The 11,502-nt window shown below is 58.9% G+C and carries 7 protein-coding genes; 4 read left to right on the top strand and 3 right to left on the bottom strand.

What is annotated here, in order from left to right:
* Positions 1–106: 106 nt before the first annotated feature.
* Positions 107–475: a PilZ domain-containing protein gene (locus J2Y56_RS28165; RefSeq protein ID WP_007946582.1), complete on the bottom strand. Its 369-nt coding sequence runs from the start codon at positions 473–475 to the stop codon at positions 107–109.
* A gap of 160 nt (positions 476–635) precedes the next feature.
* On the opposite strand from J2Y56_RS28165, the gene J2Y56_RS28160 reads away from it, so the two are divergent.
* The 3 genes from J2Y56_RS28160 to yjiA all read left to right on the top strand — a co-directional run bounded on the left by J2Y56_RS28160 (position 636) and on the right by yjiA (position 4,009).
* Positions 636–2,702, top strand: coding sequence for a carbon starvation CstA family protein (locus tag J2Y56_RS28160; RefSeq protein WP_150781657.1), 2,067 nt, complete (start codon positions 636–638; stop codon positions 2,700–2,702).
* Positions 2,703–2,717: 15 nt separating this feature from the next.
* Positions 2,718–2,915: a YbdD/YjiX family protein gene (locus J2Y56_RS28155; RefSeq protein WP_310354065.1), complete on the top strand. Its 198-nt coding sequence runs from the start codon at positions 2,718–2,720 to the stop codon at positions 2,913–2,915.
* A 122-nt stretch (positions 2,916–3,037) separates the two neighbouring features.
* Positions 3,038–4,009 carry a GTPase gene (yjiA, locus tag J2Y56_RS28150; RefSeq protein ID WP_007943960.1) on the top strand — a complete coding sequence of 324 codons (972 nt, stop codon included), beginning with the start codon at positions 3,038–3,040 and terminating at the stop codon, positions 4,007–4,009.
* Positions 4,010–4,099: 90 nt separating this feature from the next.
* On the opposite strand, the gene glyA is transcribed toward yjiA, so the two are convergent.
* Both glyA and J2Y56_RS28140 read right to left on the bottom strand, forming a co-directional pair.
* Positions 4,100–5,353 carry a serine hydroxymethyltransferase gene (gene glyA, locus J2Y56_RS28145; protein WP_007943961.1) on the bottom strand — a complete coding sequence of 418 codons (1,254 nt, stop codon included), beginning with the start codon at positions 5,351–5,353 and terminating at the stop codon, positions 4,100–4,102.
* A gap of 218 nt (positions 5,354–5,571) precedes the next feature.
* Complete coding sequence (locus tag J2Y56_RS28140; protein ID WP_310354062.1) at positions 5,572–9,420, bottom strand: EAL domain-containing protein; 3,849 nt, start codon at positions 9,418–9,420, stop codon at positions 5,572–5,574.
* Between the two features lie 285 nt (positions 9,421–9,705).
* Here J2Y56_RS28140 and ettA point away from each other — a divergent pair, with 285 nt between their 5' ends.
* Positions 9,706–11,370 carry an energy-dependent translational throttle protein EttA gene (gene ettA, locus J2Y56_RS28135; protein ID WP_007943963.1) on the top strand — a complete coding sequence of 555 codons (1,665 nt, stop codon included), beginning with the start codon at positions 9,706–9,708 and terminating at the stop codon, positions 11,368–11,370.
* Positions 11,371–11,502 lie beyond the last annotated feature (132 nt).

Raw genomic sequence — 11,502 nt, 5'->3', positions numbered from 1 at the left:
TACTTTGTTCATGGCAACGGTCTCCGGTAGGCCCCCTGTGAAAGCTTAGTGGGCGATCACAGGGGGCAGCGGGGGTAGCCATTTCATTAGTGGATTTGTGGTCGCTTCAAACTTCGATCAGGGCGCCGAGTTCGCGTTCCAGTTCCTCTGGATCCCCCAGGTTGAGTTCGATCAACCGCCGCAGGCGCTCGATGGATTCCAGGCTGATGTGTTTGCAGACGAAGCCGAGTTGGCCATGATCTTCGTGGGTCAGTTGCACATCCATTTTGATGGCAACGTCATCGGTGAGATGAATATCGACGAGGAAATGCCACTCTCCATTACCCATCCACGGCTCTGGCTTCTCGATCAGCAGGCCCTTGAGTGACAGGTCGATCAACTTCACTGGCCAGATGTACTCCCCCTGACTCAGCTCGGTTCTGGCATCGAACGCGATACGTTTGAAGCGACGGCGGTCAGCTGCGTGCGCAATCATGGCGCGATCCTCGAAAAGGTACGCTGACTATAGACCCGCATTATCAAGGTCTGCCAGCGCAGACGGGTGTCTAGACCCATATCGGGGTATGGCCTTTGCCGTCAGGCGAGCTAAACTCGGGGTGGCTGTCTTTCTTGTCCACTCTGGCTGGAATCATAAAATGAAAAATAATAATAGCCTGCTACGCCACTTACCCTGGCTTCTGCTGGCAATCGTCGGTGCGTGCGCCCTGGGTGTAGTGGCATTGCGCCGAGGTGAGGCGATCAACGCCTTGTGGATTGTGGTCGCTGCGGTGGCCATTTATCTGGTTGCGTATCGCTACTACAGTCTGTTTATCGCTAACAATGTAATGCAACTCGACCCGCGACGGGCCACCCCCGCAGTGCTCAATAATGACGGTCTGGACTATGTTCCGACCAACAAACACATTCTTTTCGGTCACCACTTCGCGGCCATCGCCGGCGCAGGGCCTCTGGTCGGTCCGGTATTGGCGGCGCAGATGGGTTACCTGCCCGGTACGCTCTGGCTGATCGCCGGTGTCGTGCTGGCGGGTGCCGTTCAGGACTTTATGGTGTTGTTCATGTCGACCCGCCGTAATGGCAGGTCCCTGGGCGACATGGTCCGTGAAGAAATGGGCCGCATTCCCGGCACCATCGCGCTGTTTGGCTGCTTCCTGATCATGGTCATCATCCTTGCGGTGCTGGCGCTGATCGTGGTCAAGGCCCTGGCCGAAAGTCCGTGGGGTATTTTCACGGTCATGGCGACCATTCCGATTGCGATGTTCATGGGCATCTACATGCGCTATATCCGCCCGGGCCGCATTGGTGAGATCTCCGTGGTCGGCGTGCTGCTGCTGCTGGGGTCGATCTGGCTCGGTGGGCAGATTGCTGCTGATCCGGTCTGGGCCAAGGCGTTCAGCTTCACCGGGATTCAGATTACCTGGATGCTGGTCGGTTACGGTTTTGTCGCGGCGGTTCTGCCGGTGTGGCTGATTCTGGCTCCGCGCGATTATCTGTCAACGTTCCTGAAAATCGGCACCATCGTCGCCTTGGCGATCGGTATTCTGGTGACCATGCCGGAGTTGAAAATGCCAGCGTTGACCCAGTTTGTCGATGGTACGGGGCCTGTGTGGAAGGGCGGTCTGTTCCCGTTCCTGTTCATCACCATCGCCTGTGGCGCGGTCTCGGGTTTTCACGCGCTGATCTCCTCCGGTACCACGCCGAAGCTGCTGGATAACGAAACCAACGCCCGTTACATCGGTTACGGCGGCATGCTGATGGAATCGTTCGTCGCCATCATGGCCATAGTTGCCGCCTCGGTGATCGAACCGGGCGTGTACTTCGCGATGAACAGCCCGCCAGCCGTGGTTGGCGGTGATGTGGTGGCAGTGGCGCAAGCGGTTAGCAACTGGGGCTTTGCCATTACCCCGGAAGCCCTGCAAGCGGTGGCCCATGACATCGGCGAAACCACCATCCTGGCCCGTGCCGGTGGTGCGCCGACCCTGGCGGTCGGTATTGCGCAGATCCTGCACAGTGTCCTGCCGGGTGAAAACACCATGGCGTTCTGGTATCACTTCGCGATCCTGTTCGAAGCGCTGTTCATCCTGACCGCTGTCGACGCCGGCACCCGTGCCGGTCGTTTCATGCTCCAGGACTTGCTCGGCACCTTCGTGCCGGCGCTGAAACGCACCGAGTCCTGGACCGCCAACCTGATCGCCACTGCCGGTTGCGTAGCAATGTGGGGCTGGTTGCTCTACCAGGGCGTGATCGATCCATTGGGCGGTATCAACACCTTGTGGCCGCTGTTCGGTATTTCCAACCAGATGCTGGCCGGTATCGCGTTGATGCTCGGCACCGTTGTGCTGATCAAAATGAAACGCCAGCGCTACGTCTGGGTGACCATGCTACCAGCGGTCTGGCTGCTGATTTGCACCACTACTGCAGGCTTCATCAAGCTGTTCGACGCCAACCCGGCGATTGGCTTCCTGTCGCTGGCCAGGAAATACAGCGATGCGCTGGCCAATGGTCAGATCCTCGCCCCGGCCAAGGACATCACACAGATGCAGCACGTAATCTTCAACGCCTACACCAACGCAACGCTGACGGTGCTGTTCCTGTTCGTGGTGTTCAGTATCCTGTTCTACGCACTCAAGGTCGGCATTGCCTCCTGGGGTAAAAAAGAACGTACGGATAAAGAATCGCCATTCCAGGCCTTGCCGGACGCGTAATCGAGGATTGCAAACATGTTCAATGACCTGAGTCGCCTCGGTAAATACCTCGGTCAGGCGGCGCGCCTGATGGTCGGCATGCCCGACTACGACACCTACGTCGAGCATATGCAAACCAAACACCCGGACAAACCGGTGATGAGCTACGAAATGTTCTTCCGCGAACGTCAGGACGCGCGTTACGGTGGCAAGGGTGGGCCGAAGTGTTGTTGAAGCACGAGGCTTAGGTAACACACCACTGTAGGAGCACGGCTTGCCGGCGATAGCGATCTTGAAGACGCCATCGCTGGCAAGCCAGGCTCCTACAGTTTTTTCAGTGTATGGGAGACCTTCTTTTGCTACCCCCTATCCCGGTAACAATCCTCAGCGGCTTCCTCGGCGCCGGCAAGACCACGCTGTTGCGTCACCTGCTCAAAGCCGAGCACGGGCTGAAAATCGCCGTGATCGAAAACGAATTCAGTGATGCCGGTATCGATACCCAGCTGTTGGGCGATGAGCCGGTACAAGTCATGACGCTGTCTAACGGCTGCGTCTGCTGCACCATCCATACCGATCTGACCAAAGCGCTGTACCTGTTGCTCGAACGCCTGGACAGCGGCGACATCGCCTTCGACCGTCTGGTCATCGAATGCACTGGCCTGGCCGATCCGGCACCGGTGGCGCAAACCTTCTTCATCGACGAAGAACTGCGTGAGCGTTACATCCTCGACGGCATCATCACCCTGGTAGACGCGGCGCATGCCGAGACTCACCTGACCCAAACCATCGCCCAGGCACAAATCGGTTTCGCCGACCGCTTGCTGGTGAGCAAGCGCGATCTGGTGGACGAAGCGACATTCACCGCATTAAGTGAGCGCCTGACCCGCATCAACCGACGCGCACCGATCCGCGTGGTGGATCACGGCAAGATCGATCTGGCGGAATTGCTCGACGTGCGTGGTTTTAACCTGAATGCCGACCTGGGTGGTGGCGTGAGTTTGCGTCCGGTGAGTAAAGCGCCGTCCATCGACCGCATCTCCAGCCTGGTGCTGCGCACCGACAAGCCGCTGGATATCGACAAACTCAGCGAGTTCATGAACGAACTGCTGGAAGACCATGGCAAGCAATTGCTGCGCTACAAAGGGGTGTTGAACATCCTTGGAGAGCCGCGTCGGATGGTGTTTCAGGGTGTACTGAAGTTGTACGGCTTCGACTGGGACACAGAATGGGCAGAGGGCGAGGCGCGGGAAAGCGTGATTGTGTTCATTGCCGATGATCTGCCGGAAGATAAGATTCGAGAAGGGTTTGCGCGGGTGGCGGCCAACTGAATCAAATGCCGGTGTGGAGGTCATTTCGCGGGCATTAAAAAACCGGCCATCACTGGCCGGTTTTTTTATTGCTACGGTTTAGCGGGCTGATTAAGCGCCGTACACCGGCAGCTTCTTGCAGATAGCCTTGACCTTCTCACGAACGGCGTCGATCACCGCTTCGTTGTTCAGGTCTGCCAGGATGTCGCAGATCCAGCCGGCCAGTTCCTTGCACTCAGCTTCCTTGAAGCCGCGAGTGGTCACAGCCGGTGTACCGAAGCGCAGGCCGGAGGTGACGAACGGGGAGCGTGGGTCGTTTGGCACGGAGTTCTTGTTCACGGTGATGAACGCTTTGCCCAGTGCGGCGTCAGCGTCTTTACCGGAAATTTCCTGCTTGATCAGCGACAGCAGGAACAGGTGGTTCTCGGTACCACCGGAGACCACGTCGAAACCGCGCTCGATGAACACGCCGGCCATGGCCTTGGCGTTTTTCACCACTTGTTGCTGGTAGGCCTTGAACTCAGGCTGCAGCGCTTCCTTGAAGCAGATCGCCTTGGCGGCAATCACGTGCTCCAGTGGGCCACCCTGGGCGCCCGGGAATACGGCGGAGTTCAGCTTCTTCTCGATGTCGGCGTTGGCGCGAGCCAGGATCAGGCCGCCACGTGGACCGCGCAGGGTCTTGTGCGTGGTGGTGGTCACGACGTCAGCGAATGGTACCGGGTTCGGGTAAACGCCAGCGGCGACCAGACCGGCCACGTGGGCCATGTCGACGAACAGGTAAGCGCCCACTTTGTCGGCGATTTCGCGGAAACGCGGGAAGTCCAGAATCTGCGAGTAGGCGGAGAAACCAGCCACGATCATTTTTGGCTTGTGCTCAACCGCCAGGCGCTCGACTTCGTCGTAGTCGATCAGGCCGTTGGCGTCGATGCCGTACTGGATGGCGTTGTACAGCTTGCCGGAGGACGAAACGCTGGCACCGTGGGTCAGGTGACCACCGTGGGCCAGGCTCATGCCCAGGATGGTGTCGCCAGCCGACAGCAGGGCCAGGTAAACGGCGCTGTTGGCTTGGGAACCGGCGTGTGGCTGAACGTTGGCGTAATCGGCGCCGAACAGTTCTTTGGCACGGTCGATGGCCAGTTGCTCGACGATGTCAACGAACTCGCAGCCACCGTAGTAGCGCTTGCCCGGGTAGCCTTCGGCGTACTTGTTGGTCAGTACCGAGCCTTGAGCTTCCATCACCGCTGGGCTGGTGTAGTTTTCCGAAGCGATCAGCTCGATGTGTTCTTCCTGGCGCTGAGCTTCTTGCTCCATGGCGGCAAAAAGGTCGGCGTCGTACTTGGCAATAGTCAAATCACGGCTGAACATGGCGGTCCTCAAGGATCGGGGGCAGAAAAGGGGGGCATTCTAACCCAACCGCTTTTAGAAGGGATATGAAACACAATCAGGTTGTGGATAAGCGGGCTTCAAGCCACAAGCCGCAAGCGACAAGTAAAAGCCGATTCGCTCTTGCTTGTCGCTTGTCGCTTGCCACTTGGAACTTGCAGCTTTCTTCATGTTCGACTGATCGGAGCTGTTAGCTCCAATCAGTCGAACATGAAGAGCTCATCATTGCTGAACTGTGCCTCAAACCGGGCAGGCGGCATCGGCCGGCCGAACAGGTAACCCTGAACCTCATCACACCCATGCTCACGCAGGAAGTCGAGTTGCTCCTGGGTTTCCACGCCCTCGGCGATCACCGCCAGGTTCAGGCTGTGAGCCATGGCGATGATCGCCCGGGCAATTTGCGCATCCTGTTCGCCGGACGGCAGGCCATCGACAAACGTACGGTCGATTTTCAGGACATCAATCGGGAATTGCTTAAGGTAATTGAGCGAAGAATAACCCGTGCCAAAGTCGTCGACCGCAATGCTCAGGCCGAGGTTTTTCAACCCGGCGAGAATCTGCATCGCCTCGCTGACTTCACGCATCAGGATACTTTCGGTCAGCTCCAGCTCCAGGCACGCCGGCGGCAGGCCGGTTTCCTTGAGGATGTTGGCGATTCGCGTGCCCAACTGACCGTCGGAGAACTGCCGAGCCGAGATGTTTACTGAAACCTTCGGAACACGGACGTTCGTCTGGTGCCAGGTCTTGAGCTGACGGCACGCTTCGCCGATCACCCAATCGCCGACATCCACCACCAGGCCGAGCTCTTCGAGCACGGGAATGAAATCCCCCGGCGGCACCAGACCGCGTCGCGGATGACGCCAGCGCAGCAAGGCTTCGGCACCGGTCAATCGTTTGCCATCGCCGCTGAACTGCGGTTGGTAATACAGCGTGAATTCGTTCTGTTCCAGCGCGTGGCGCAAGTCGCTTTCCAGCTCCAGACGCTCCAGAGCGCTGGCGTTCATGTCCGCCTGATAAAACTGGAAGTTGTTCTTGCCGCGCTCCTTGGCGTGGTACATCGCCGTGTCGGCGTTCTTCATCAATTGACTGAGTTCGTTGCCGTCCTGCGGGCTCAGCGCGATCCCGATACTGGCCGTGACGAAGAACTCGCGGCCTTCCAGCACAAAGGGTTTCACCAGGCTGGCGAGAATTTGTTCCGCCACATGAATCGCCCGGTTCAGCGCGATTTCACGATTGACCTTCGGTTGCAGCAACAAAGTGAACTCATCCCCGCCCATACGCGCCACGGTGTCGTCATCGTCGACGCAGCCGAGCAGGCGCGTGGCCATTTCCTTGAGCATGCGGTCGCCGGCGGCGTGACCGAGGGAGTCGTTGATCGGCTTGAAACGGTCCAGGTCGAGGAACATCAACACCACCCAGGACTTCTGCCGTTCCGCCGATTGCAGTGCGGTGTGCAGCCGGTCCTGGAACAGCGTGCGATTGGGCAGATGGGTCAGGGCGTCGTAGTAGGCGAGGCGGTGAATCCGCTGTTCACTGGCCTTGCGTTCGCTGATGTCGCTGAAGAAGCACACGTAGCTGGCCAGATCACCTTCATCGTCGAGCACGGCCGTGATGCCGACCCAGGCCGGGTAGTGTTCGCCGTTGCGACGCTTGAGCCAGACTTCGCCTTCCCAGGTGCTGTTCTGATGAAGTTGCTTGAGCACGTAGCGCAGATGCGAATCCTGATGCTCGTCGACGGTCAGCATGTTCGGCAACTCGTCGAGCACTTGCTCCACGGCATACCCGCTGACGCGACTGAACGCGTCGTTGGCCTGAACGATATAACCGGCCGGGTCGGTGATCAGAATGGCCGAGGTGGAGTGCTCAAATACCGTGGCCGCCATGCGCAGGTCTTTCTCGGCCCGACGCTGCTGGCTGATGTCGCGACCGACACCGAGCACGCCTTCGAATGCGCCGTGTTCGTCCCAGACCAGCACCACCCTCAGTTCGATGGGGATCTTGCGGCCGTCGGCCCGCAGGCAATCGAACAGAAACAATTGGGTCTGCACCTGGCTGCGCAAAAGCGCCAGTTGCTCGGGTTTATCCAGCGCTTTGCTGACCCGGTCCATCAGGTCAAAGACGCCGGTCAGTTGTTGAGGGTTGGCGATGATCGATTGCCAGCCGTTCTGGAAGATCCACCCCGCGTCGTAACCGAGCACTGCCTGCACCGAAGGGCTGACATAGTTGAGCGAGAGCTTGCTGTCCGTCGAGAAAATCACGTCGCTGATGCTTTCGGCGAGCATCCGGTAACGCTGTTCGCTGTCGCGCAATGACTCGCTGGCTTCGATCTGATCGGTGATGTCCTTGGCCACACCAATAATCCGCGTGACTTGATTGTGCTTGTCCCGTGCCAGGGCCTGTTCGCGAATCTCGAACCTGCGCCATTTGCCATCACGGTGGCGGAAGCGCAGTTGGCACTGCATCAATTGGCTGAAACCACCCTGGCGCTGGATCTGGCGTGAGCGATGGTAGCCATCGGCGTCTTCGGGGTGCAGCAGGATTTCCCAGAAATACTCACCCATTTGATGCAGTTCGGTGCGGTCGTAACCCAGGGTCTGCCCCAGGTGGTGGTTGCTGAAAATCATCCGCTGACTGATCACGTCCTGTACGTACAGGTGATCCGGCACGGTGCGCACCACGTCGGACCAGAAACCTTCACGCTCCAGCAGCGACAGCTCGATCAGCTTGCGGCTGGTGATGTCAGTGATACTCAGGATCACGGCTTTATAGTCGTCCTGATCGACCGGCAGACGCAGGACCAGCCACAAATGCTGATCGCGATCCTGGGCATCCTGCAGTTTGATTTCGAGTTCGAGCTGCTTTTGTTGGTTGAACACCGCTTCGAGTACTTGATTGCCAATGGCGGTGCCGTCCAGCGGGTTGCCGTCGATCAGCAGGTTCCAGGCTTGATCGCAGGATTTGACGTTGAGCAGTTGCAGGGCGACCTGGTTGACCTCGGTGATGCGCAACTCCTGAAGCAGTTGCCGGCGTTTGTCCGGGGAATCGAGCCAGGTTTGCAATTGTTCGCGCCTGTGTAGTTGAGCCTTTTCGTAAAAGCTCTTGAGCCCGGCCACGTCGAGTACGCACAGGGCCACGCCGGTGCCTTCGAAAATGTCTTGATAACGGCGACGGCCCTCATTCAATTGGCGTTGACGCCGACGCATGTTCAGAAGCGCAATGAAGGGCAGCAGAGAGAGCGCCAGGCCCAGCAGGCATTTGCCAATGAATGCCGGCAACAGGTCTTCGAGCACGTGTTGGCGATCGAACAAGCCGCGCAGTTGCCAGTCGCTGTTGCTCAAGGGAACGGTCAGCACACTGCTGGCCAGTTCATTTGGCGTCAGCACGGTTGGCTTGCTTGAGGGCCATGCATCATCGCGGCTGATGATCTGGCGATTGACCCGGTTTTCCACCAGCCACCGTGGGCGGATACCGGCTTCATCCAGTTTGGTCAGGCTTGAGAGAAAAGCCGGTGTCAGGCGCAGATCCCAATAGCCACGGGTGCTGCCGCTGGCTTGATGCAACAGAAGATGCACCACCGAACCGTCATCGGCGTTGCTGAAGTAGTGCGCCTGGGCGCGACTGCGCCGCACCAGGTCACTCAGGTAATCGGCGTCCTGGTTGTCATCGGCGCTGTCACTGAGGATTTTTCCGGAGGGGCTGAGCAAGACCAGGCTGCGCAGTTCGGGCAATGACCGTTGCAGCTTGCGCAGCAGCGCCTGCTGTTCGTCGGGGCTTTGCGGTTGTTCGACGATCGGTAGCAGATTGAGGGCGATCTGGGCGTTGAGCGCCATGTTCAGGCTGACTTGCGCGGCCAGATCGGCGGTGTAATCGATGGTGTATTGGCGCTGGCTTTTCTGGGTTTCGCGCAGTTGGTCCAGCAACTGCCAGAACAGCAGGGCGAGCAGCAACAGGACGAGGGTGGCCAGTGTGCCCTTCAAGGTTCCGCGCAGGGGTGAGCCGGTTGCAGGACGGGGGGCGCTCACGGAAACAGGCGAAGTGGCATTAGGCAAACTGTAATCCTGCGGTTTGACTGGGCTGGCGCGACGTGCACTATAAGTCGGACGCCCGAAGGGCGGCTAGCATGCCTTGAGTTGTGGCTAAGTGCCAGTCCCGCTCGGCTGGACTGCCTTCCGTCAATCAGGTAGCTTTGCCGGTTACGCGGGAGCGTTCCAGCTCCTAAAATCAGACTTTTTCAGCGCGCACGTATTGATAGCTATCATTCGGACGACGCGCACGGTCTGGCCGGGCTTCGCCTGCGCTCCAATCATTCATCTGTCACTGACCCAAGGTTCTCCATGGCTCAATACGTCTTCACCATGCATCGGCTGGGCAAAGTTGTTCCGCCGAAGCGGGAAATCCTGAAAAACATTTCTCTGTCGTTCTTCCCAGGCGCCAAGATCGGTGTACTCGGCCTCAACGGTTCGGGTAAGTCCACGCTGCTGAAAATCATGGCCGGCGTCGACACCGAGTTCGAGGGCGAAGCCCGTCCGATGCCGGAGCTGAACATCGGCTACCTGCCTCAGGAACCCATCCTGGACCCGACCAAAACCGTGCGTGAAGTGGTCGAGGAAGCGGTCAGCGTAATCAAGAACGCCCAGGCTCGCCTGGACGAGGTCTACGCGGCTTACGCTGAAGAAGATGCCGACTTCGACAAGCTGGCGGCTGAACAAGCCAAGCTCGAAGCCATCCTGCAAGCGAGCGATGGTCACAACCTTGAGCGCCAACTGGAAGTCGCCGCCGATGCGCTGCGCCTGCCGGCCTGGGACGCCAAGGTCGAATTCCTGTCCGGTGGTGAAAAGCGTCGTGTGGCCCTGTGCCGTCTGCTGCTCTCCGCGCCGGACATGCTGCTGCTCGACGAACCCACCAACCACCTGGATGCCGATTCCGTCGCCTGGCTGGAGCACTTCCTGCACGATTTCCCGGGCACCGTGGTTGCGATCACGCACGACCGGTACTTCCTGGACAACGTTGCTGGCTGGATTCTGGAACTCGACCGCGGCGCCGGTATCCCGTACGAGGGCAACTATTCGGGTTGGCTTGAAGCCAAGTCCGATCGTCTGGCGGCCGAATCCAAGCAGCAATCGGCTCACGAAAAGGCCATGAAGGAAGAACTGGAGTGGGTGCGCAAAGGCGCCAAGGCCCGCCAGTCGAAATCCAAGGCTCGCCTGCAACGCTTCGAAGAAATGCAATCGCAGGAATTCCAGAAGCGCAGCGAAACCAACGAGATCTACATCCCGGCCGGTCCGCGCCTGGGTGACAAGGTCATCGAATTCAAGAACGTTTCCAAGGGCTACGGCGATCGCGTGTTGATCGACAACCTGTCGTTCTCCATGCCTAAAGGCGCCATCGTTGGTGTGATCGGCGGTAACGGTGCCGGTAAATCGACCCTGTTCCGCATGCTGATGGGCAAGGAAACGCCGGACTCGGGCAGCATCGAAGTCGGCGAAACCGTGCAACTGGCGTGCGTCGATCAGAGCCGCGAAGACCTGGACGGCAGCAAGACCGTATTCCAGCAAATCTCCGACGGTTCGGATCAGATCCGCATCGGTAACTACGAGATTCCGTCGCGTACCTACGTCGGTCGCTTCAACTTCAAGGGCGGCGATCAGCAGAAGTTCGTCAAGGACCTGTCCGGTGGTGAGCGCGGTCGCTTGCACCTGGCCCTGACCCTGAAAGAGGGCGGCAACGTCCTGCTGCTCGACGAACCGTCCAACGACCTCGACGTTGAAACCCTGCGCTCCCTGGAAGAAGCCCTGCTGGACTTCCCGGGCGCCGCCATTGTGATCTCTCACGATCGGTGGTTCCTTGACCGCGTCGCGACGCACATCCTGGCGTACGAAGACGACTCGCAAGCGGTGTTCTTCGAAGGTAACTACACCGAATACGAAGCCGATCGCCGCAAGCGTCTCGGCGAAGCGGCTACCCAGCCGCATCGTGTAAGGCACAAAAAACTGGCCTGATCCGGGCTGGTTGCATGAAAAGCGGAGCCTTCGGGCTCCGTTTTTTTGTGCGCCCAGCATGGGCGCAATCTTGTGGGTGAAAGTCCCGCCGTAAGCTGACCACAGCGAACGAAGTGAAGCGCAACTGCATGA

Source organism: Pseudomonas sp. BE134 (assembly GCF_031456105.1).
Classification (GTDB): Bacteria; Pseudomonadota; Gammaproteobacteria; order Pseudomonadales; family Pseudomonadaceae; genus Aquipseudomonas.
This window is presented reverse-complemented; position numbering and strand designations above follow the sequence as displayed.

Bases quoted from the DNA above. Each gene is read 5' to 3' on its own strand.
- J2Y56_RS28165 (WP_007946582.1), bottom strand. From the start codon at position 475: ATGATTGCGCACGCAGCTGACCGCCGTCGCTTCAAACGTATCGCGTTC.
- J2Y56_RS28160 (WP_150781657.1), top strand. From the start codon at position 636: ATGAAAAATAATAATAGCCTGCTACGCCACTTACCCTGGCTTCTGCTG.
- J2Y56_RS28155 (WP_310354065.1), top strand. From the start codon at position 2,718: ATGTTCAATGACCTGAGTCGCCTCGGTAAATACCTCGGTCAGGCGGCG.
- glyA (WP_007943961.1), bottom strand. From the start codon at position 5,353: ATGTTCAGCCGTGATTTGACTATTGCCAAGTACGACGCCGACCTTTTT.
- ettA (WP_007943963.1), top strand. From the start codon at position 9,706: ATGGCTCAATACGTCTTCACCATGCATCGGCTGGGCAAAGTTGTTCCG.